This window comes from Bradyrhizobium sp. USDA 4510 (assembly GCF_054059095.1).
In genome coordinates, this window is the sequence record NZ_JBSSBT010000001.1 from 6224116 (window position 1) to 6246816 (window position 22701).

A 22701-nucleotide genomic window follows, 5' to 3' on the forward strand; every position below is an offset into this window, starting at 1 on the left:
GCAGCGACAAACAAAACCCCAGGCCCGGGTTGACCCCGGATCTGCTCTTCTTCGCTTTCGTCAGACGGTGCGAAAGATCGCCACGGCTGAAAGAAGCGAAATCAGCGTTGCGAGCCACAGGCTCGAAATTTCCACGCCCTCGCCGATCGGCAGGGTGAGGATCGGATCGGTGCCGACGAGGCCGATCCACAACAGGTGGATCACCGCCGCCAGCACCAGCGAAATGAACAAACGATCGCCGCGCGTGGTCGGGATGCGCAGCACGCCGACCCGCTCGGCCTCGGGATAAACCGCCGCGAGCCAGGTCATCACGCCGAGCGTCGAGGCCAGCAGCACGAAGAAGATCGCGGTCGGCAGCGTCCAGGCCATCCATGCGATGGATTCCATGATCGCCTCCTAGACCCGGCCGAGCGCGAAGCCGCGCGCGATGTAGTTGCGGACGAACCAGATCACCAGCGCGCCCGGAATGATGGTGAGCACGCCGGCGGCGGCGAGCAGGCCCCAGTCCATGCCGGCCGCCGAGACCGTGCGCGTCATGATCGCCGCGATCGGTTTGGCCTGCACCGAGGTCAGCGTCCGCGCGAGCAGCAGCTCGACCCAGGAGAACATGAAGCAGAAGAAGGCGGCGACGCCGATGCCGCTTGCGATGAGCGGCACCAGGATCTTGATGAAGAAGCGCGGGAACGAATAGCCGTCGAGGAACGCGGTCTCGTCGATCTCGCGCGGCACGCCGGAGACGAAGCCTTCGAGGATCCACACCGCCAGCGGCACGTTGAAGATGCAGTGCGCGAGCGCGACCGCCCACGGCGTATCGAACAGGCCGATCGCCGAATACAGGTTAAAGAACGGCAGCGCGTAGACCGCCGCCGGCGCCATGCGGTTTGACAGCAGCCAGAAGAACAGATGCTTGTCGCCGAGGAAGCGGTAGCGCGAGAACGCATAGGCCGCCGGCAACGCCACCGCGATCGAGATGATTGTGTTGAGCACCACGTATTCGAGCGAATTGATGTAGCCCGAATACCAGCTCTCGTCGGTGAAGATGCGCTTGTAGTGCTGCAGCGTCGGCGTGTGCGGCCACAGCGTCATCGTCGAGACGATCTCGGCGTTGGTCTTGAAGCTCATGTTGACGAGCCAGTAGATCGGCAACAGCAGGAAGATCAAAAACAGCGCCATGATCAGGCGGCGGCCGGGGATCGAATGCATCACGCCGCTCCTTCCTTGGCCGGACGCTCGGAGCCGGCATTGACCATCACGGTGTAGAATACCCAGCACACGATCAGGATGATCAGATTGTAGACCAGCGACAGCGCCGCGGCCTTGCCGAGGTCGAACTGGCCGAGCGCAATCTTGACGAGCTCGATCGAGACGAAGGTCGTCGAATTGCCGGGGCCGCCGCCGGTGACCACGAACGGCTCGGTGTAGATCATGAAACTGTCCATGAAGCGCAGCAGCACCGCGATCAGCAGCACGCGGTTCATCTTCGGCAGCTGGATCGCCTTGAACACCGCCCAGCGCGAGGCGCCGTCGATCTGCGCCGCCTGGTAATAGGCGTCGGGGATCGACTTCAGCCCGGCGTAGCAGAGCAGCGCGACGAGGCTGGTCCAGTGCCAGACGTCCATCACGATGACCGTGACCCAGGCGTCGACCTCATTGGACACGTAATTGTAGTTGAGGCCGAGGTGGTTCAGCACATAGCCGAGCAGGCCGATATCGGGCCGGCCGAAGATCTGCCAGATGGTGCCGACCACGTTCCACGGAATCAGCAGCGGCAAGGCGAGGATGACGAGGCAGGCCGCGACGCTCCAGCCTTCGCGCGGCATCGACAGCGCGACGATGATGCCGAGCGGCACCTCGATCGCGAGGATCACCGCAGAGAAGAACAGGTTGCGGCCGAGCGAGGCCAGGAAGCGCCCGCCGAGATCGGTCGATGGATCGAGCAGCTCCTTGAACCAGCCGACCCCGTTCCAGAAGAACTGGTTGTTGCCGAAGGTGTCCTGCATCGAATAGTTCACGACGGTCATCAGCGGCAGCACCGCCGAGAACGCCACCACCAGGAACACCGGCAGCACCAGGAACCAGGCTTTTTGGTTGATCGTCTTGTCCATCAGGCGACCCCCTCCACCAAATGGCTGTCGGCATAGACGTGGACGTGCGCGGGATTGAAGATCAGCCCGGCGGTGTTGCCGGAGACCGAGAAGCCCGGCGGCACACGCGCGGCGAATTTGGTATCGCCGACCCGCACGCGGGCGAACTGGATGCGGCCGAGATCGTCGATCCGCTCGATGCTGGCCGACAGCAGCCCTGACGCCGGCGCCGCGACATCGACGAATTCCGGCCGCACGCCGATCTCGATCTTCTTGCCCGCAGGCAGCACACCATAGTTTCGATGCAGGCCGATGACATGGCCGTCGACCCGCGCCTCGTGACCACTGACTTCGGCGGGCACGATGTTCATGCCGGGCGAGCCGATGAAGTAGCCGACGAACGTATGCGCCGGCTTGTCGAACAATTCGGCCGGCGTGCCGCTCTGCACCACGCGGCCGTCATGCATCACGACGACGGTGTCGGCGAAGGTCAGCGCCTCGGTCTGGTCGTGGGTGACGTAGATCATCGTGAGGTCGAGCTCGCGATGCAGCGCCTTCAGCTTGGAGCGCAGCTGCCACTTCAGCTCGGGATCGATCACCGTTAGCGGTTCGTCGAACAGGACGGCCGCGACGTCGGAGCGCACCAGACCGCGGCCGAGCGAGATCTTCTGCTTGGCGTCGGCGGTGAGCCGTGTCGCCTTGCGTTTGAGATAGGGCGTGAGGTCGAGCAGATCGGCGATCTGCCTGACGCGCGCGTCGACCTCGGCCTTCGCGACGCCGCGATTCTTCAGCGGGAAGGCCAGGTTCTGGCCGACCGTCATGGTGTCGTAGATCACCGGGAACTGGAACACCTGCGCGATGTTGCGCTTCTGCGTCGACAGCGGCGTGATGTCACGGCCGTCGAACAGGATCTTTCCGCGCGACGGCGTCACGATGCCGGAGATCAGGTTGAGCAGCGTGGTCTTGCCGCAGCCGGACGGCCCGAGCAGCGCATAGGCGCCGCCCTGCCGCCAGGTCATGGTAACCGGCTTCAGCGCAAAGGATTCCTGCGGCGCGTCGTTGCCGCCGTAGGAGTGCGCGAGATCGACGAGGTCAATGCGGGCCATGAAGCATCTCCCTCACGTGCCGTTGCCGGCTGACGCGTTTGCAGCGCGCGCACTGCGATGCACGTTGCCCGAAAACGAGGTCGCGGGCGATGCGACGAGGCGGTCGGCGGCGTCGAACACGAAGATGTTGTCGGGATCGAGCGCGGCATCGAGCACCTGCCCGGGTTCATATTCGTGCACGCCGTGGAGAACCGCGACCCAGTTCGAGCCGTGGACATGGACGTGCACAAAGCTCTCCGACCCGGTGATTTCGGTCACCGTCACCGCGGCGGAAAATTTGTGGCGGCCGGCCGCGACGTTCCCGACCTCGAGCTGGTGCGCGCGGAAGCCGGTCCGGTAGCGGCCATCGGGCAGATTGGCATAGAGGCCGGCCGCGGGCGCCTGCTCGCCGCCGGCATAGATCACTTGCGCGCCTTTCTTCTCGATGCCGATGATGTTGAGCGGCGGATCGGAAAACACCTGGGCAACGCGCAGCGTGTCGGGATGGCGGTAGACCTTCGGCGTCGCGCCGGTTTGCAGCGCCTGGCCTTGCCACATGCACACCGTGTCGCCGCCGAGCAGCAGCGCTTCCGACGGTTCGGTGGTGGCATAGACGAAGATCGCGCCGGAGGCCTCGAAGATGCGCGGCAGCTCGGCGCGCAGCTCCTCGCGCAGCTTGTAGTCGAGATTGGCGAGCGGCTCGTCGAGCAGCACGAGGTCGGCGCCCTTGACCAGCGCCCGCGCGATCGCGGTGCGCTGCTGCTGGCCGCCAGAGAGTTGCAGCGGCGTGCGCTTCAGGAACGGCTCGAGCCGCAACAGGCCGGCCGCTTCCGCCACCCGCCGCTCGATCTCGGCGCGCGGCTTGCCCTGCACGCGCAGCGGCGAGGCGATGTTCTCGTAGACCGTCAGCGAGGGATAGTTGATGAACTGCTGATAGACCATCGCGACCGAACGCTGCCGCACGTCGGCGCCGGTGACGTCCTTGCCGTCGACCAACACGCGGCCGGTGGTCGGCTTGTCGAGGCCGGCGAGCAGCCGCATGATCGAGGTCTTGCCCGACAGCGTCGGCCCGAGCAGCACGCTGAGCGTGCCACGCTCCAGCGTCAGCGACACGTCGCGGATGGTCGGAATGCCATCCACGGTTCGCGTGACATTCTGCAATGTGACGCTCATGCCCGTCCTCCCGCTTCGCGGAGGGGACGTTCACCGGACACGCGGTTGGCGAGCATCCACTCGTCGAGCGCGGCGATTTCACCCGCCGTCATCCGCAAGCCCAGCTTGGATCGTCGCCAGACGACATCGTCCGCAGTCCGAGCCCATTCGTTCGCCATCAGGTACCTGACTTCGCTTTCCGTCAAGGTGGCGCCGAAGGAGCGGCCGAGATCGGCCGTCGATGTTGCATTGCCCAAGACTTTGCTGGCGCGCGTGCCATAGGCATGCGCGAGACGATTGGCGTGCGATTGCGCGAGAAACGAATAGGTGCGGATCAATTCGGCGCTCAGCGCCGCGACCGCGGATACATCCATGTCGCCGCCGGGCAGCGGCGCCTTGCCGGTCCAGCCCTCCTGCGCCTTTGTGCCGCGGAGATAAGGCGACAGCCGCTCCAGCGCCTCTTCGGAGAGGCGGCGATAGGTCGTGATCTTCCCGCCATAGATCGACAGTAGCGGCGCACCGCCGGGCGTATCGAGCTCGAACACATAGTCGCGAGTCGCGGCCTTGGCTTCGCTGGCGCCGTCGTCATAGAGCGGACGCACGCCGGAGTAATTCCAGACCACGTCCTCGGGCTTCACCGGCTTGGCGAGATACGCGCTGGCGGACGCGCAGAGATATTCGATCTCCTCCTGCGTCGCCTTCACCTTGGCCGGATCGCCGTCATAGTCGCGATCGGTGGTACCGATCAGCGAGAAGTCGCCCTGATAGGGAATGACGAAGATGATGCGGCCGTCGGCGTTCTGGAAGATGTAGGCGCGGTCGTGGTCGTAGAGCTTCGGCACCACGATGTGCGAGCCCTGCACCAGGCGCACCTTGGCGCGCGCGTTGACGCCGGCGCCCGAGGCCAGGACCTGTTCGACCCAGGGACCGCCGGCATTGACCAGCACGCGTGACTGGATCGTGTCGCGGACACCCGTGACGCTGTCCTCGACCGTGACGTGCCAGACGCCGTCGACTTGCCTGATCTCGACCGCGCGGGTGCGGGTGCGGATCTCGGCGCCGCGATCGGCGGCATCGCGCGCGGTCAGCGCAACCAGCCGGGCATCGTCGACGAAGCAGTCGGAATATTCGAAGCCCTTGGTGTAGCGGCCCGGGATCAGCGGCTTGCCGACCGCGTCGCGCGTCAGATCGACCGAGCGCGTCGCCGGCAGCAAATGCCGGCCGCCGATATGGTCGTAGAGGAAGAGGCCGAGCCGCAGCAGCCAGGCCGGACGCAGGCCGGCGTGGTGCGGCAAAACGAAACGTAGCGGCCGAATGATGTGGGGCGCGATCTGCCAGAGGATTTCGCGTTCGATCAGCGCCTCGCGCACCAAACGAAACTCGTAATATTCGAGATAGCGCAGACCGCCATGCACGAGCTTGGTCGACCAGGACGACGTCCCGCTAGCCAAGTCATTCATTTCACAGAGGAAAACAGAGTTACCCCGGCCCGCCGCATCGCGTGCGATGCCGCAGCCATTAACGCCGCCTCCAATGATGGCGAGGTCGTAAATCTGGTCCAAAGAACGCTTCCCCCGGCAACCGCCTTCGCTTTGACGGTTTTACTTTCGTATTGGAGTAAATCACAACCAAAAACGAAAGCAAAGTGAAAATGGGGAACTCGGGCTGGGGATTCTTTGGGCGGAGTGCCCGTGGTCAGGGCTTTTGGAGGGATGGGACGAGCGACGCTTGGCGTGACGCCAGGCAAGGCGGTGGCGGACGGTCAGGGACGCTGTGGCGATCGTCCGACGCGCAATTCCGGCAGAGCCTTTTCGGGATCGTAGGTACGGTGAACTTCACCGCCTACCCGCTTGGCGCAAGCTCGGCTGTCGCGCACAAAGTAGACGGCGAGCAAGAGCACACCGGTCGACGCGACGAATGTGTGACCGCTGGCGAACAGGACGTAGAAGACCAACGATGCGACGAAAAGGATCGCATACCTTTGAGCGCGAAGCGGAGATAGATTCGCCCGATCGAGCGAGCCCTGTTCATCGGATCGCCCGATTGCCTGGCAGCGACGCCGACAGCACGAGAAAGAAAAGCGGAAAGAACACGAAGATCGCGACATAGGCCCAGAGGTGTCCGCCGCCGAGCGCGACTTGCAGGGCGCTATATCCCGATGATTTTCGGTGCGCCAGGAGTGCCCAGAATGCAAAGCAGAACAGCGGCATCGTGAGATACTTCCACTGCTCTCGCCAGTCGCGCAGGATGGTCGCGAGATCGCCAAGCAATGCGATCAGGAACAGGGAAAACGTGACGGCGTAGAGCGCGACCAGCGGCAGGAAGAGGTGCTCGAACCTCACCCCCGCGATTGCTTCAGCCGACATCGGGATGCCATCCGCAAACGGGCTCCCGAACGGCGGGATTGCGAACAGCCGCATGTCAAAGCCCATCGCCTGGCCAAGCCAGAACAGGACGATCGCCACCCGGCCGATTACCGACTGCGCGAGGAAGCCCCCGCTCGCGATGCGCTGACACGGCGATCCCGAAAGGAAGATCCGCGACAGTCCGTAAAGCAGTTTCCTGCCACGGCCGTTCTGCTGTTCCAGTTCCGAAAGCCAAGCCTGGCGGCTCTCGCTGCCGAGGCGAAAGATGTCGGCAGGGACGCTCTTCGATGGCGGCTGGGTCTCACCATCGAACGCACGCATGACCACAAGCGCAGAAACAGCGCCGGCCAGCGCCGTCGCGCACGCGGATGCGACGTTAAAGCCAAGGACAAACGAGACGACGCCGAACATCTCCGCCATGCCCAATGCCGTGACGATCTTGAATTGCGTGCTGACCAATGAACCGCTCCACCTCAGGCAGGCTACAACAGCGGCCGAAAGGCATCCGAAACAGGTTCGCTAAAACTTGAGAGATCAAGCGCCTTGCGCGCTGCGCAGCGCCGCGGGTGCCGCGTCGGCGGCGTTGTCGTCGAGATCGACTTGCGGCTTGTCCATCGCGACGACCACCTCGATACCGCGGCTGTGGCAGATATTGGCGAGGCCCGCAGGAAGCGGTGAATCGGTCACGAAGGTCTGGATCTGGCTCATATGGGCGATCCGCACCGGCGCGCTGCGGCGCAGCTTGGTCGAGTCCGAGACCAGCATCACGTTGCGCGCATTGGCGATGATCGCCTGCGCGACCTGCACCTCGCGATAGTCGAAGTCGAGCAGCGCGCCCTCCTCGTCGATGGCGGATGCGCCGATGATGGCGTAGTCGACCTTGAACTGGCCGATCAGCTGGGTCGCGGTGGAGCCGACCACGGCGCCGTCGGCGCGGCGCACCGTGCCGCCGGCCACCACCACCTCGATGCGCGGATGGCGGTAGAGCAGCATCGCGACGTTGAGGTTGTTGGTGATGACCAGCAGGTCCTCATGCGAGGTCAGCGCGCTCGCGACCTCTTCCGTGGTGGTGCCGATATTGATGAACAGCGAGCAGCCGTTCGGAATCCGTGCCGCCGCGGCCGCGCCGATCGCCTTCTTTTCCTCGGCGGCGACGAAGCGGCGCGCCTCGTAAGCGAGGTTCTCGACGCCCGAGGCGATGATCGCGCCGCCATGGATGCGGGTCAGCGAGCGCTGGTCGCAGAGATCGTTGAGGTCCTTGCGGATGGTCTGCGCCGACACCTCGAACCGCTTGGCGAGGTCTTCGACCATGACCCGGCCGAACGCGCGCGCGATGTTGAGGATTTCAGTCTGGCGATGGGAGAGTCCGGCCACGGCGGCCCCCTTGAAACGGCGAGTCGCCCATGGTGCGACCGTTCGGCACGGAGGTCAACGTGCAGTGCCGGGTCAGGGAAGGCCTGGGCGAAGGTGGACGCTTCGCCCGGGCCATGCGCAATGACGCGAAGGCGTTCTACGATGCCATCTGCATGGATTGACCGGCGAGCAGCCGGCGCGCCGCGCGCTCGGCCTCGCGCGCATTGCGGAAGATCTGGCCTTCAAGGCGGTCAAAAAGGTGCGATGCAGCAAAGAACTGATAACCACGCGTATCGCGCACCACGATACCCGCCGTCTGCGAACTCACTTCGATCACGTAACTGTCGGACATTGTCAGCCTCGGTTTGACTTCGGCCCGACAACGGAGTCGCTGGCTGTTTGTTCCTCGATTATTTTGCGCGGCGAAGCGCCAAAAACTCCGGGTTTTTGCAATCAAACCACGCTCCGGACCCAGTTTCGACGCGTTTCCTTTCCCACCGAATCAGCGGCACTGGCGCGCGGAGGATGTCAGGTTTCGATCGTCGCGCCGTCGCGCTGAATCGGTTGCGGATGGCCCTGCTCGTCGATCGAGACATAGGTGAAATTGCCGTCGGTGACGAGGATCGACTGCTGCTCGCGGCGGCGCAGCACCCAGGCCTCGAGATGCACCGTGATCGAGGTGCGGCCGATGCGCACCAGATTGGCGTGGACGGAGACGAGATCGCCGACATTGACCGCCTTGCGGAAGTTCATCGCGTCGATCGCGACCGTCACGGTGCGCGACTTCGCCACCTTGGAGGCGAACACGCCGCCACCGAGATCCATCTGGCTGAGCAGCCAGCCGCCGAAGATGTCGCCATTGGCATTGGTGTCGGCCGGCATCGCCAGCGTGCGGATGCAGAGATCGCCCTTCGGCTCGGCGTCGTTGCTCAGCGGCGCGTGAGCGTGGGCGTCGGTCACTTGCGAGCCGGTCACTTGCGAATCGCTCACTTGAATGCCTCCCAGCCGGGATCCGGCGCAAATCGTCCGCCGAACTTGCGCATCAAGGCCTGCATGGCCGACACCACATCGTCGACGCCGCGGCTGCGCGCATAGTTGAGCGGGCCGCCGCGGAACGGGGCATAGCCGGTGCCGAAGATCATCGCGCCGTCGACCATATCGGGATTGTCGACGATGCCCTCGCGCAAGGCGGCGATGCAGACATTCGAGATCGGCAGCACCAGGCGGTCGATCATCTCATCGGTGACCCGGGGACCGGTCTCCGGCAGCGGCGCCTTTTCCGCCTTGCCGTCCTTCCAGGTGTAGAAGCCCTTGCCGGTCTTGCGGCCGAGCTCGCCTTTGGCGACTTTTTCACGCAACCATGCAGGCGTCGGCGGCAGCGTGTCGCCGAACTTCGAGCGCAGCATGTCGCCGACATCGAGGCAGATATCGAGGCCGACCTGGTCGGCGAGTTCGATCGGCCCCATCGGCATGCCGAACTCGACGGCGGCCGCGTCGATCAGGCGCTGGTCGGTCTTCTCGTCCAGCATCATCATCGCTTCCAGCATGTAGGGCGTCAGCGCGCGGTTGACGAGGAAGCCCGGCGAGCTCTTCACCGGCAGCGGCAGGCGGTCGATGGCGCCGACGAACGCGAGCGCCTCCTTGAGCATCGCCGCATCGGTGCCGTCATGGCTGACGACCTCGACGAGTTGCAGCCGCGACACCGGATTGAAGAAGTGCAGGCCGAGCAGCCGCTCCGGCCGTGCCAGCGTGGTGCGCAGATCCTGCAGCGGGATGCTCGACGTATTGGTGGCGAGGATCGCGCCGGGCTTCATCTTCGGCTCGAGAGAGGCATAGACCTTCTGCTTCAGCTCGAGCTTTTCCGGCACCGCCTCGATGAACAGATCGGCATTGCGGACGCCGTCGCCGTCCATGTCGGGGATCAGCCGGTCGAGCGCGTCGCGCTGGTCGATCCGCTTGCGCATAATCTTGCCGAACAACTCTGACGCTCGTTTCATGGCGCCCGCGATCGGCTCGGCCTTCATGTCGACCAAGGTCACGAGCATGTCCTGGTTGGCGCACCAGGTCGCGATATCGCCGCCCATCGCGCCGGCGCCGATGACATGGACGTGCGCAACCTTGTTGCCGCTGCCGGCGAGCTTCTTCATCTGCTCTCGCAGGAAGAACACACGGATCAGGTTCTGCGCGGTCGGCGTCACCATCAGATTGGCGAACGAGGCCTTCTCCGCATTCAGCATCGCCGAGCGGTTGCCGGCGTGCTTCTCCCACAGATCGATCAGCGCATAGGGCGCCGGGTAATGCTTGCGCGGCGCGGCCTTCTCGGCCTCGCTGCGCATCCGGGAGGCGAGGAAGCCCCTGACCGGACCAAGATTGAGAATCGAGTTGAGCGCGCCCGGCCTGGCGCGCTTCAGCCGGCCGAACACCGCATCCTTCACCGCGTTGCGGACATGGCGCTCCTGGGTGACGGCGTCGACCAGGCCGAGCGCCTTGGCGCGGCGCGCGTCGATGGTCTTGCCGGTCAGCATCAAGGTCATCGCCTGCATCGGGTTGACCAGCTCGGTGAAGCGCACGGTGCCGCCAAGACCTGGATGCAGGCCGAGCATCACCTCTGGGAAACCGAACCTGGCATCGTCGATCGCGATCCGCATCTGGCAGGCCAGCGCGACCTCGAGGCCGCCGCCGAGGCAGAAGCCGTGGATGACGGCGACCGAGGGCACGCGCAGCGCCTCGAGCCGGTCGATCACCGCATGGGCGCGGCCGATCGCGGTCTCGACCGCGCTGGAATCGCTGGCGCCGCGAAACTCATTGACGTCAGCGCCGGCGATGAAGCCGCTTGGCTTGGCCGAGCGCACCACGAGACCCGTCGGCCGCTGGTTCTCCAGCGCCGCGACGATGGCATCGAGCTCCTCGAGTAGATCGGCGGACAGCGTGTTGGCGCTGGCGCCGGCGCGGTCGAACAGCAGCCAGGCGATACCGTCGTCATCGCGCGTCAGCTTGAAATTCTTGTAGGGGCTGTCGGCGGCAGGCTCCGGCCCGAGCTCGCGATCGGCGAGAAGGTCCATGATCCGTGAATCCATGATCACACCGTCTCTATCAACATCGCGCCGCCCTGCCCGCCACCGATGCATTCGGTGGCGACGCCGCGCCTGGTGCCGAGCCGCTTCATCGCATTGACCAGATGCAGCACGATGCGGTTGCCGCTGGTGCCGACCGGATGGCCGAGGCTGATCGCGCCGCCGTCGACGTTCAACTTCGCGCGGTCGATCTCGCCGGCCGCGCCATCGAGGCCAAGGATCTCGCGGCAGAATTTTTCGTCGTTCCATGCCGCGAGGCAGCCCAGCACCTGGGTGGCGAAGGCCTCGTTCAGCTCCCAGGTCTCGACATCCTGCAAGGTCAGGCTATTGCGCTTGAGCAGCGCGCTCGCCGAGAGCACCGGGCCGAGGCCCATGATCGAGGGATCGAGCGCCGACCATTGGCTGTCGAGGATGACGGCCTTCGGCGTCAGCCCGTGCTTGGCCACCGCCTTCTCGGACGCCAGGATCACCCAGGAGGCGCCGTCGGTGATCTGCGAGGAATTGCCGGCGGTGACCTGGCCCCACGGACGCTCGAACACCGGCTTCAGCTTCGCCAGGGTCTCGGGGGTCGAGTCCGGGCGGACACCGTCGTCATGGTCGAAGAACTTGCCGTCGCGGGAGAACGCGATCTCGACCTCGCCCTTGAGAAAGCCCTGCTTCTGCGCGTTGGCCAGCCGCTGATGGCTCTCGGCAGCATATGCATCGGACTGGGCGCGGGTGATGCCGAAGAGATGACCGACCTTCTCGGCGGTCTGCCCCATGTTGAGCTCGGTGATCGGGTCGGTCAGCCCGCGCTCGAGGCCGATGATCGGCTTGAAGTAGCTCGGCTTCACCTTCAGCGCCGCGGCGATCTTGGCGCCGAGCCCCTTCGCGCCGGCGAAGCCGGCAAACCAGCGCACGCCGGAATTGGGCCAGACCAGCGGCGCGTGGCTCAAGGCTTCGGCACCGCCGGCGAGGATCAGGTCGGAGATGCCCTCGCGGATGTAGCGATAGCCGGTGTCGATCGACTGCATGCCGGAGCCGCAATTGATCTGCACCGTGAAGGCGACCATCTGTTCGCCCATGCCGAGCCTGAGCGCCGCAACCCGTGCCGGGTTCATCTCGTCGGCGATCACGTTGACGCAGCCGAGGATGACCTGGTCGAAGGCGGTGGGCGCGAAAGGCTGCCGTGCCAGCAGCGGCCGACCGCATTGCACGGCAAGATCGACCGGGGTGAACGGGCCGGGACCGGAGCGCGCCTTCAGGAACGGCGTCCGGCTGCCGTCGACGATAAAGACTGGTCGCGCCATCAGCTCGCCGCCCTCTGCTCACCAAGCTCCTGGAAGAACTGATGCACGTCAGCGGATTTCTTGTAAATCGGGGACAGCGCCTCCGGCGCAAAATCATCGACCTCGATGACTTTGGCGACGGCCTCGTGGGCAGCGGCAAGCTTCTCGCCGTCGGCCTCGGTGATAACGCCCTTCTTGACCGCCTCCTTCCAGTCATGCAGACGCGCCGCGCGCAGCTGCTTAGCGGCATCCTCGGCCTCGGTGACGAGGCGGAAGGCTTTCTCCAGCCTTGCGATGCCGCCGTCATCCTCGACAAAGGCGAGGTCCGGCGTCAGGCGGTCGCGCGCCGCCGACGGCGATAGCACGAGCTGCGCGCATTGCTGCACGACGCGGTCCGTCGGGCCCGTGACGCGGGCGCCGAACGGCTGGATCAGGAATTTCAGCAGCCAAGCCATCGGGCGGTTCGGCAGATTGGCGAAGATTTCCGCAAAGCGGTTCTCGATGGTCTTGAAGCCGGATGCCATGCACCATTCGAGCGCGGGAAGATCCGCCTTCTGCCGGCCCTCGTCCTGCCAGCGTTTCAAAGCAGCGGAGAGCAAATACAGCTCGGACAGGATGTCGCCGAAGCGTGCCGAGAGCATCTCCTTGCGCTTCAGCGCGCCGCCGAGGGTGAGCAGCGCCATGTCGGCGCACAGCGCGAACGCCGACGAATAGCGCGACAGCTGGCGATAGAACTCGGTCGCATCGCCGGCATCCGGCGCCGGTGCGAACATCCCAAAACTCCAGCTGCGGCCCCAGGCGCGGAACATGGTTGCAAAGCTGTGGCCGACATGCTTCCAGAACGCGGTGTCGAACGCGGTCAGACCCTTGTCGCGGTCGGTCTCGCCGAGCGCGTTCATCTCCAGCAACAGATAGGGATGCGCGCGGATCGCGCCCTGCCCGAACACGATCAGATTGCGGGTCAGGATGTTGGCGCCCTCGACCGTGATGCCGACCGGCACCGAGCGGTAGAGCCCGCCGAGATAATTCTGCGGCCCGTCGATCACGGCTTTGCCGCCATGGATGTCCATGGCGTCATCGATCGCGATCCGCATCCGCTCGGTGGCGTGCAACTTCATGATCCCGGAGATGACGGCGGGATGATGCCCCTCGTTCAGTGCGGCGCAGGTCAGCCGCCGTGCGGCGTCGAGCAGATAGGCCGTGCCGGCGATACGCGCGAGCGGCTCCTCGATGCCTTCGAATTTCGAGATCGAGATGCCGAACTGCTCGCGGACGCGGGCATAGGCGCCGGTGGTACGCGCGGCATAGGCAGCGCCGGCCGCCGACAGCGACGGCAGCGAGATGCCGCGGCCGGCGGCAAGCGCCGTCATCAGCATCTTCCAGCCCTGACCGAGCCGTGCCTCGCCGCCGATGATGTAGTCGAGCGGGATGAAGACGTCCTTGCCCCAGTTCGGGCCGTTCTGGAACACCTGCATCGCCGGCAGATGGCGGTGGCCGATCGACACGCCCGGCAGATGGGTCGGGATCAGCGCGACGGTGATGCCGAGCTCTTCCTCGCTGCCGACGAGGTGATCGGGATCATAGGCCTTGAAGGCAAGGCCGAGCAGCGTCGCGACCGGGCCGAGCGTGATGTAGCGCTTGTGCCAGTTGAGCCTCAAGCCGAGCACCTCACGGCCTTCGAAATTGCCCTTGCAGATGATGCCGGTGTCGATCATCGAGGCGGCGTCGGAGCCTGCCTCCGGGCTGGTCAGGCCGAAGCAGGGAATGTCCTGTCCGGAGGCGAGGCGCGGCAGCCATTTGTCCTGCTGCTCCTTGGTGCCGAAGCGCATCAAGAGCTCTCCGGGCCCGAGCGAGTTCGGCACCATCACGGTGACGGCCGCGGTCAGCGAGCGCGACGAGATCTTGCGCACCACCTCGGAATGCGCGTAGGGCGAGAAGCCGAGGCCGCCGAATTCCTTCGGGATGATCATGCCGAAGAATTTTTTGGCCTTGATGAAAGCCCAGACCTCGGGCGGCAGATCGCGCCATTCCCAGTTGATCTTCCACTCGTCGAGCATCCTGCAGAGCTCGTCGACCGGACCGTGCAGGAAGGCTTGCTCTTCCTCGGTCAATCTGGCCGGCGCGAACGCCAGCAATTTCGACCAGTCGGGGTTGCCGGTGAATAGATCGGCGTCCCACCAGACGTCGCCGGCTTCCAGCGCCTCGCGCTCGGTGTCCGACATCGTCGGCAGCACGCCACGCGCCCAGGAGAAGATCGGTTTTGTCATATAGTCGCGGCGGAAGCTCATGGCGGATCCCTCATGAAACGGCGGCGCGGATGGGTGATCTTATCGGAAAGTGCCGTTCACCGGTGAACACTTCGCTTCGCAGATAAAGCGAAATTGACGCGGCCCAGGCGCCATTCTGTTAACGGCAGGCCACGGGTTCAGTTCCGAAAGCTGAGCTGCGACAATCAGGTAGCCGGGGATGGCGCAGACGCCATCCCCATGCAGGACGAGCTAGGCGGGCCCCGCTCCCTGGGTTGCGGTATAGACCGCGTAGAGCGACTGGCTTGCGGCCATGAACAGACGGTTGCGCTTGGGACCACCGAAGGTGATGTTGCCGCAGACCTCGGGCAGCCGGATGCGGCCGAGCAGCTTGCCTTCCGGCGACCACACCGTCACGCCGCTGTAACCGACCGCGCGACCGGCATTGCTCGAGCACCAGACATTGCCGTTGACGTCGCAGCGGATGCCGTCCGGTCCGCACTTCACGCCGTCGATCGTGAAATCGCTGAACCGCTTGCCGTTGGAAAGCTTGTTGTCGGCGCCGACATCGAACACGAAAACGTCGCCCTTGCCGCCGGGTCCGCTATCGCCCGGTCCCTTGCCGGTCGAGACCACGTAGAGCTTCTTGTAGTCGGGCGAGAAGCAGAGGCCGTTCGGGTCCGGCACCTGGTCCTCGCTGACCACGAGATCGACGCGGCCGGACGGGTCGATGCGGTAGCAATTGGTCGGCAGCTCGCGCTTGGCCGGGACGAAGCCCGCCGGCTGGCCGATCCGGGGATTGAGCTTGCCGGCCGGATTGCTCGGACCGCCCGCGGCATCAGGCTCGCCCTCATAGAGCTGGCCGCCATAGGGCGGATCGGTGAACCAGTAGCTGCCGTCGGGATGCGCGACGACGTCGTTCGGCGAGTTCAGCCGCTTGCCTTGATAGGAATCCGCGAGCACGGTCGCGGTGCCGTCATTCTCGTAGCGCGTCACGCGACGGGTGAGATGTTCGCAGGACAGCTGGCGGCCCTGGAAGTCGAACGAATTGCCGTTCGAGTAGTTCGACGGCGTGCGGAAGACGCTGACATGGCCGTCATCTTCCGACCAGCGCATCTGCCGGTTGTTCGGGATGTCGCTCCACAGCAGATAGCGGCCCTGCGAACTCCAGGCCGGGCCTTCCGCCCACAACAGGCCGGTATAGAGGCGCTTGATCGAGGTGTTGGGCTGGGCAAGGTCGTTGAAGGACGGATCGACCGCGATGATGTCGGGGTCCCAGAAATAGGTGGTCGGCGCACCGCGCGGACTGAAGTCGCGCGGCGGGCTGGTGATCGTCGTCGGCGGCCCGACCGGCGCGGGCGCGTTCTGGGCCAGCGCGCTGCCGATGCCCGCGACGGCGGCGGCGGAAACCGCCAGTCCCTGAACCAGCGTGCGCCGTGAAACATTCGGATCGCGTTGTTCTTCGTTCGGATCGCTCCGCTCGTGGCGTGTCATCGCATCCTCCCACTCTGTTGGCCGGCCGTTGATCCGGCCTGGCGAGTGGAGGTTAGACTGCTCTCGGAGAGGTTGCGAGTGACGGTTTTTCATCCCCGCGCGCGGAAATTTCACATTGTTGTGGTGCGGGCCGTCGTTGCGGAGCGACGTCTCTTACCGCGCCCCGCTTGCGGGGAGAGGTCGAAATTCAAGCGCAGCTTGAATTTCGGGTGAGGGGGTACAGGTCTCACGACCATCACAACTGGTGGAAGCAGCCCCTCACCCTACCCTCTAAGAGCGAGCTTCGCTCGTCTCGACCCCGTGAAGAACGGGGAGAGGGAGGATAGAGCAGCACTCAATCCGGCCGGATCATCTCGAACATGTTTTCCGGCTTGATCTCGAAGTAGTCGCCGCGGCGGCCGGCGCGGACGATCGGGTGCGCGAGGCCGGTCTGGTAGACGCCGTCCTTGATGAAGGCCTTGTCGATGTGGACGGCCACGACCTCGCCGAGCGTCAGCCAGGCCTCGGCCTTCTTGCCGTCAGCGCCCTGGAGCTGGACGATCTGGCTCACCTTGCATTCGAACGACACCGGGCTTTCGGCGACCCGCGGCACGTTGACAAGCTTGCCGGCGACCTGCGTGAGCCCCGCGAGCCTGAACTCGTCGACATCACGCGCGACATGCGCCGCGGTCGCGTTCATGTGCTTGGCGAGATCCATCGTCGCCAGATTCCAGACGAACTCGCCGGTGTCCTGGATGTTGGCGACGCTATCCTTCCAGTTGGTGGAGGAGAAGCCGATGATCGGCGGCACGTAGCAAAAGGCGTTGAAGAAGCTGTAGGGCGCGAGGTTGACGTTGCCGCCCTTGTCGCGCGAGGAGATCCAGCCGATCGGCCGCGGCGCCACGATGGCGTTGAACGGGTCGTGCTTCAGGCCGTGGCCGTTCTTCGGCTCGTAGAAATGCAGGTCTTTGGCGGTCACGATTGCGTCCTCGTCATTCCGGGATGGTCCGTAAGGACCAGACCCGGAATCTCGAGATTCCACAATGCGCGATTGCGCATTGGGGTTCGATGCTTACGCATCGCCCCGGAATGACAAAGGAGTCAACTGACGAAAATGTCAGTGCTGGCGCTCAAGGGCTGGCGCTCAATTGGCGCGGCCGCGCGGCGACAGGCCGGCGATCACGAAATCGATCATCTGGTCGATGGTCGGGCCCGGCTTGGTGGCACATTGGGCGATCATCTGCGGGTGGAAGAACCGCATCATCGCGGTGCAGGCGCACAGCGAGGCGAGCTGCAGGTCCTTGATCTCGAACTCCCCCGACGCGGCTCCTTGCGCGATCACCTCGCCGATAATGGAGGCGATACACTCCATATGCGCGACGCAGACGTCCCAGTCCTCCTGCATCGCGATCTCGACCATCTCGTGCATCTTGGAATCGCCGACATAGCGCTCGGTGTTCATGCGATTGATGGTCGTCATCATCTGGCGCAATCGTGGCGCCGCCGGCCCTTCCGAGCGCGCGATGCGCCGGGCCTCGATCTCGACCTCGCCCATCAGGCCGCGGGCCACGCCCTCGTGGATCGACTTCTTCGAATCGAAGAAGCGGTACACGTTGGCGGGGCTCATCCGCAGCTCTTTGGCGATGTCGGCGACCGTCGTCTTCTGATACCCGATCTGCCGGAACAAGCGCTCCGCCACCACGAGAATCCGCTCGCGGGTGTCGGTTTCGCTATGTTCCGAGATCAGCGTCATGTTGGGCCTGCTCAATCTTCAATTATTCGGCCGCTTCAGCAAGCGAAAATGCGCGTTGCGCATCGCCGGCATGCTGCGGCGCAGTATCGGTTTGCTCGGAGCCGCTTTCCTCGAGGGTCTTGCGGAACCAGAGGGCGTAAAGGCCCGGCAGATACAGCAAGGTCAGGAAAGTCGCAACAAACAAACCGCCCATGATGGTGATCGCCATCGGGCCCCAGAACGCCGAGCGCGACAGGGGGATCATGGCGAGGATGGCGGCCAGGGCCGTCAGCACCACCGGCCGGGCGCGCCGGACGGTGGCTTCGACGATCGCCTCGCGCCGGGTCAGGCCGGACGCCACGTCGCTCTCGATCTGGTCGACCAGGATCACGGCGTTGCGCATGATCATGCCGGCGAGCGCGATCAGGCCGAGCAGCGCCACGAAGCCGAACGGCTGGTTGGCGACGTTGAGCCCCAGCGAGGCGCCGACGATGCCGAGCGGCGCGGTCAGGAACACCAGGAACAGGCGCGAGAAGCTCTGCAGCTGGATCATCAGCAGCGTCAGCATCACCATCACCATCACGGGGAAGAGGATGAAGATCGACGCATTGCCCTTGGCGGATTCCTCGAACGCCCCGCCCGGCTCGATCCGGTAGGCCGGCTCGAGATGGGCCTGGACGTCCTTCAGCTTCGGCGAGATCTGGTTGGTGACGTCGGGCGCCTGCACGCCGTCGACGACGTCGGAGCGCACGGTGATCGCCATGTCGCGGTTGCGCCGCCACAGGATCGGCTCCTCATGCGCATATTCGATCTTGGCAATCTGCTGCAGCGGGACGGCGACGCCGTTGCGCGTGGTGATGGTGAGATCGCCGACGCGGCCGAGATCGAGCCGCTCGGACGGCACCGCGCGGGCGACCACGCCGACTTTCTCGATGCCGTCGCGGATCGTGGTGACCGGCGCGCCCGAGATCAACATAGCCAGCGCCTGCGAGACGTCCTGCGGGGTCAGGCCGAGCGCGCGCGCCCGATCCTGGTCAACGGCGAGCTTCAGGTAGGGCGATTGCTCGTTCCAGTCGAGCTGGACGTCCTTGACGTTCTTGTTCTGGCGCATGACGTCGCGCACCTGGTAGGCGATGTCGCGCACCTTGTTGGCATCGGGGCCGATCACGCGGAACTGGACCGGGAAGCCGACCGGCGGACCGAAATTGAAGCGGTCGACCCGGACCCGCGCCTCGTTCAAAGCGCCGTCGGCGGCAGCCTGCTCGATCTTGGCCTTGACGCGCTCGCGCGCCTCGACGTTCTTGGCGAGGATCACGATCTCGGCAAAGGCCTCGTTCGGCAGCTGCGGGTTGAGGCCGAGCCAGAAGCGCGGCGAGCCCTGGCCGACATAGGCGGTGTAGGTCTGGATGTCGTCATCGCCCTTCAGCAGCCCTTCGGCCTGCTTCACCGCCTTCTCGGTGACGTTGAAGGCGGTGCCCTCGGGCAGACGCAGCTGCAGGAACAGCTCGGGCCGCTCCGACAGCGGGAAGAACTGCTGCTGGACGTGGCCGAACGCAACGATGGAGGCAACGAAGACGCCGACGGTCGCCGCCACCACCTTGATGCGGTGATCGACGCACCACTGCACGACGCTGCGCAGGCCGCGATACATCCGCGTCTCGTAGATCGCGTGCGGATCGTGGTTCTGGTGCACCTTGATGTTGGGCAACAGCTTGACGCCGATATAGGGCGTGAAGATCACCGCGACGAACCAGGAGGCGACCAGCGAGATCGCCACGATCCAGAAGATGCCGCCGGCATATTCGCCGACCGCAGAATTGGCAAAGCCGATGGGGAGGAAGCCAGCGGCCGTGACCAGCGTTCCCGTGAGCATCGGAAACGCGGTGGATTCCCAGGCAAAGGACGCCGCCTTCATGCGGTCCCAGCCCTGCTCCATCTTCACGACCATCATCTCGACCGCGATAATGGCGTCGTCGACCAAAAGGCCGAGCGCAATGATCAGCGCGCCGAGCGTGATACGGTGCAGGTCGAGCGACATTGCGTTCATCACGATGAAGACGATGCCGAGCACCAGCGGCACCGACAGCGCGACCACGATGCCGGTGCGCCAGCCGAGCGCGACAAAGGAGACGAACAGCACGATCGCGAGCGCCTCGACGAAGGAGTGCACGAACTCGCCGACGGCGTGCTCGACCACCTTGGGCTGGTCGGCGATCTGCTGGACATCGACGCCCTGCGGCACCGCCTTCAGGAACTCGGCGGTCGCCTTCTGGACCTCCTTGCCGAGCTCGAGGATGTTGGCGCCCTTGGCGGTGACGACGCCGATGCCGAGCGCCGGCTTGCCTTCCTGACGCACCTTGAAGCTCGGCGGATCGACATAGCCGTGGCTTACGGTCGCGATATCGCCGAGCCGGAACACGCGGCCGTTGCTCTCGACCGGCGTCTCGGCAACCGCCTTGACGCCGTCAAGCGCGCCGGTGACGCGCAGCGGCACGCGCTGCGATGAGCTCTCGACGGTACCGGCCGGGGTGACGTTATTCTGCTTGGCGAGCGAATCGAACAGCGCCTGCGGCGTGATGCCGAGCGTCGCCAGCTTGGCATGCGAGAACTCGACGAAAATACGCTCGTCCTGGGTGCCGTACAGATCGATCTTGGTGACGCCGGGCACCTTCAGCAGGCGCTGGCGAAAGCCCTCCGCGACCTTCTTGAGCTGCGCATAATTGGCGCCGTCGCCGGTCATCATATAGAGGATCGAATCGACGTCGGAGAATTCGTCGTTGACGACGGGACCGAGGATGCCGGAGGGCAGCTCGCCCTGCACATCGACCAGCTTCTTGCGCAACAGATAGAAGAGATAGGGTACGTCCTTCGGCGAGGTCGAATCCTTGAAGGAGACCTGCATCGCCGTGAAGCCCGGCTTGGAATAGGTCTGCACCTTGTCGAAGAACGGCAGCTCCTGCAGTTTCTTCTCGATCGGATCGGCGACCTGCATCTGCATTTCCTGCGAGGTCGCGCCCGGCCACATCACCGAGACGTTCACCACCTTGACGGTGAAGAACGGATCCTCGGCGCGGCCGAGCTTCTCATAGGAGAAGAAGCCGGCGGCGGCGAGGATGATCATCAGGAACAGGACCAGCGTCGGATGGCTGACCGCCCAGGCCGAAAGGTTGAAGCGCTTCATCGAACTCTCCAAGTTCTAGACCAGTCCCAGAACCGTTTCCGCTGCTATGCGAGGGTTAGAACGACAGCGACGACACGACCCGCACCTTCTGGCTCGGATCGAGTTTCTGCACACCGAGGGCGACCACCTTGGCGCCATCGTCGACGCCGCCGGAGATCACGACGTTGTTGCTCTCATAGGCCTTCACCTTGACCGGCTTCAGCGCGATGTCGCCCTTGTCGTCGACGATGTAGAGCGAGGGATCGCCGCCCTGGCTGTACAGCGCCGACAGCGGCAACTTGGCGACGCGCTCGCTCGCCTTGTCGGCCAGCGTCAGCGTCGCGGTCATGCCGAGCGAGACCGCCTCGTCCGCGTCCGGCAGCGAGAATTTTGCGAGATAGGTGCGGGTGGCGGGATCGGCCTGCGGCGCGACCTCGCGCAGCCTGGCGGCATAGCTCTTCTTGGCGTCCGACCACAGCGTCACCGTGGCTACGCCCGACCTGGCACGAGCAAGAAGCGTCTCGGGGATCGCGACGACAGCTTCCTTCTCGCCAAGTCGGGCGACACGGATCGAAGCCTGGCCCGCGGCAACCACCTGGCCGGGCTCGATCATGGTCGCTGTAACGACACCCCGGGTGTCGGCCACCAGCGTTGCATAAGAGAGGGAATTCCTGGTCAGCTCGACCGAGCGCTCGGCACGGTTCAGCCGCGCGCGGGCCTCGTCGCCGGCGGCCTTGGCGGAATCGAGTGCCGCGTCGGTGGTCCAGCCCTTGGCCTTCAGATCCTTGGCGCGCTGCTCGGCGGCGGCGGCCTGCGCCAGCACGCCGGTGGCGGCGCGGAATTCCGCCTCCGCCTGCTCGGCCTGCAGCTTCAGGTCGACCTCGTCGAGGGTGGCCAAGGGCTGGTCGACGTCGACTGTCTGTCCGACCTCGACCAGCCGCTTGGCCACCTTGCCGGCGACCCGAAAGCCCATATCGGCTTCGATACGGGGCTTGATGGTGCCGACAAAGCTGCGCTCAGGGGTTTCAGCTTCATAATGGACGGTCGCCACCAGAACGGGGCGCCCCGGATCGGCGTTTTCAGCCGCCTTTTCATTGCAGCCGGTCAGCGCGAACACCGCGAAAGCCAATGATGCTCCCGTCAAGAGCCTGTAATAGCTCGAGAAAACGGAACGAACGAACATCTGAAATCTCCTTCAGGCGACGACTGATGAAGAGTATCGATTTATCACTGATAAATGTCAATATTCGTCAGTGATAACCTATTCGTGAGGTTGGCCGTGATCAGGCTCCTCCGCCCGATACCTCGACTTTCGCTTCCGTCCTTTACGGTCCCGGAAGCACCGGCGTGCGAGGTTGCGGCGATGTCATGGATCTTTGCCCTTGGTTACGCCGGCTTCTTGGTCTGGTCGGTAGGCAGAGCGCGCGAACGCGCGGCTGAACATGCTGCGACTGGAATGCTGCGTTCGCCCCTCTATTGGTCTGGCGTAGGGCTCATCGGCGTTTTGGTCGCGCTGACGTTCGCCGAGCGCTACGCCCTGGCACAGGGCGGCGTCCTGATGTGGGCTTGGCTTGCCGCGCTCGGCACCACGCTGGTCGCGATCTTCTTCGTGCGCCGCGCGCTGAAGTGGCGCTATCCGATCTAGCTAGCCCGGTCGCAGGATGGGTAGAGCGCAGCGAGACTCATCATCTCGCCGCGGTTGCCCAAT

The 22701-nt window shown here is 64.8% G+C and carries 20 protein-coding genes; 2 read left to right on the forward strand and 18 right to left on the reverse strand.

The genetic code is table 11. The features are described 5' to 3' along the window. Positions 1-60: 60 nt before the first annotated feature. From ACVMDN_RS29005 to ACVMDN_RS29040, 8 genes are all read right to left on the reverse strand, one after another. Positions 61-387: a DUF2160 domain-containing protein gene (locus tag ACVMDN_RS29005; protein WP_057016960.1), complete on the reverse strand. Its 327-nt coding sequence runs from the start codon at positions 385-387 to the stop codon at positions 61-63. A 9-nt stretch (positions 388-396) separates the two neighbouring features. After that, positions 397-1203 (reverse strand): carbohydrate ABC transporter permease, encoded by an 807-nt coding sequence (locus ACVMDN_RS29010; RefSeq protein ID WP_028333212.1) that lies wholly within the window; start codon positions 1201-1203, stop codon positions 397-399. Beyond that, on the reverse strand, positions 1203-2105 hold the full coding sequence (locus ACVMDN_RS29015; RefSeq protein WP_028338609.1) for a carbohydrate ABC transporter permease: 903 nt from the start codon (positions 2103-2105) through the stop codon (positions 1203-1205). Before ACVMDN_RS29015 ends, ACVMDN_RS29010 begins: the two co-directional genes overlap by 1 nt. Then, positions 2105-3190: an ABC transporter ATP-binding protein gene (locus tag ACVMDN_RS29020; protein WP_141340516.1), complete on the reverse strand. Its 1086-nt coding sequence runs from the start codon at positions 3188-3190 to the stop codon at positions 2105-2107. Before ACVMDN_RS29020 ends, ACVMDN_RS29015 begins: the two co-directional genes overlap by 1 nt. A gap of 12 nt (positions 3191-3202) precedes the next feature. After that, the gene (locus ACVMDN_RS29025; protein WP_141340515.1) at positions 3203-4342 is read right to left on the reverse strand and encodes an ABC transporter ATP-binding protein; all 1140 of its coding nucleotides are present in this window, start codon (positions 4340-4342) and stop codon (positions 3203-3205) included. Next, complete coding sequence (gene glpD / locus ACVMDN_RS29030) at positions 4339-5883, reverse strand: glycerol-3-phosphate dehydrogenase (RefSeq protein ID WP_141340514.1); 1545 nt, start codon at positions 5881-5883, stop codon at positions 4339-4341. Before glpD ends, ACVMDN_RS29025 begins: the two co-directional genes overlap by 4 nt. A 465-nt stretch (positions 5884-6348) precedes the next feature. After that, positions 6349-7146: a hypothetical protein gene (locus ACVMDN_RS29035; protein WP_141340513.1), complete on the reverse strand. Its 798-nt coding sequence runs from the start codon at positions 7144-7146 to the stop codon at positions 6349-6351. 75 nt (positions 7147-7221) lie between these two features. After that, on the reverse strand, positions 7222-8061 hold the full coding sequence (locus tag ACVMDN_RS29040) for a DeoR/GlpR family DNA-binding transcription regulator (RefSeq protein WP_057016956.1): 840 nt from the start codon (positions 8059-8061) through the stop codon (positions 7222-7224). A 29-nt stretch (positions 8062-8090) separates the two neighbouring features. Here ACVMDN_RS29040 and ACVMDN_RS29045 point away from each other — a divergent pair, with 29 nt between their 5' ends. Continuing rightward, positions 8091-8222, forward strand: a complete 132-nt coding sequence (locus ACVMDN_RS29045) for a hypothetical protein (RefSeq protein ID WP_256521284.1) — start codon at positions 8091-8093, stop codon at positions 8220-8222. Here the strand turns inward: ACVMDN_RS29045 and ACVMDN_RS29050 are convergent. From ACVMDN_RS29050 to ACVMDN_RS29095, 10 genes are all read right to left on the reverse strand, one after another. Beyond that, on the reverse strand, positions 8198-8392 hold the full coding sequence (locus ACVMDN_RS29050) for a hypothetical protein (RefSeq protein ID WP_057016955.1): 195 nt from the start codon (positions 8390-8392) through the stop codon (positions 8198-8200). The two genes, ACVMDN_RS29045 and ACVMDN_RS29050, sit on opposite strands and share 25 nt — an antisense overlap. A 176-nt stretch (positions 8393-8568) precedes the next feature. Beyond that, entirely contained in the window at positions 8569-9030 is a 462-nt protein-coding gene (locus ACVMDN_RS29055; RefSeq protein WP_057016954.1) for an acyl-CoA thioesterase, read from the reverse strand. Beyond that, positions 9027-11117: a 3-hydroxyacyl-CoA dehydrogenase NAD-binding domain-containing protein gene (locus ACVMDN_RS29060; protein WP_200844446.1), complete on the reverse strand. Its 2091-nt coding sequence runs from the start codon at positions 11115-11117 to the stop codon at positions 9027-9029. The genes ACVMDN_RS29055 and ACVMDN_RS29060 overlap by 4 nt, the downstream gene beginning before the upstream one ends. A 2-nt stretch (positions 11118-11119) precedes the next feature. Continuing rightward, positions 11120-12403: an acetyl-CoA C-acetyltransferase gene (locus ACVMDN_RS29065; RefSeq protein WP_141340511.1), complete on the reverse strand. Its 1284-nt coding sequence runs from the start codon at positions 12401-12403 to the stop codon at positions 11120-11122. Beyond that, positions 12403-14670, reverse strand: coding sequence for an acyl-CoA dehydrogenase (locus ACVMDN_RS29070; protein ID WP_253625560.1), 2268 nt, complete (start codon positions 14668-14670; stop codon positions 12403-12405). The genes ACVMDN_RS29065 and ACVMDN_RS29070 overlap by 1 nt, the downstream gene beginning before the upstream one ends. Positions 14671-14880: 210 nt before the next feature. Further along, positions 14881-16122 carry an SMP-30/gluconolactonase/LRE family protein gene (locus ACVMDN_RS29075; RefSeq protein WP_141340509.1) on the reverse strand — a complete coding sequence of 414 codons (1242 nt, stop codon included), beginning with the start codon at positions 16120-16122 and terminating at the stop codon, positions 14881-14883. 334 nt (positions 16123-16456) lie between these two features. After that, positions 16457-17080, reverse strand: a complete 624-nt coding sequence (locus ACVMDN_RS29080; RefSeq protein WP_141340508.1) for a flavin reductase family protein — start codon at positions 17078-17080, stop codon at positions 16457-16459. A gap of 165 nt (positions 17081-17245) precedes the next feature. Further along, positions 17246-17854 carry a TetR/AcrR family transcriptional regulator gene (locus ACVMDN_RS29085; RefSeq protein WP_141340507.1) on the reverse strand — a complete coding sequence of 203 codons (609 nt, stop codon included), beginning with the start codon at positions 17852-17854 and terminating at the stop codon, positions 17246-17248. A gap of 22 nt (positions 17855-17876) precedes the next feature. Next, entirely contained in the window at positions 17877-21014 is a 3138-nt protein-coding gene (locus ACVMDN_RS29090) for an efflux RND transporter permease subunit (RefSeq protein WP_141340506.1), read from the reverse strand. A gap of 55 nt (positions 21015-21069) precedes the next feature. Next, on the reverse strand, positions 21070-22176 hold the full coding sequence (locus ACVMDN_RS29095) for an efflux RND transporter periplasmic adaptor subunit (RefSeq protein ID WP_141340505.1): 1107 nt from the start codon (positions 22174-22176) through the stop codon (positions 21070-21072). A 273-nt stretch (positions 22177-22449) separates the two neighbouring features. On the opposite strand from ACVMDN_RS29095, the gene ACVMDN_RS29100 reads away from it, so the two are divergent. Continuing rightward, entirely contained in the window at positions 22450-22638 is a 189-nt protein-coding gene (locus ACVMDN_RS29100; protein ID WP_244558721.1) for a hypothetical protein, read from the forward strand. Positions 22639-22701 lie beyond the last annotated feature (63 nt).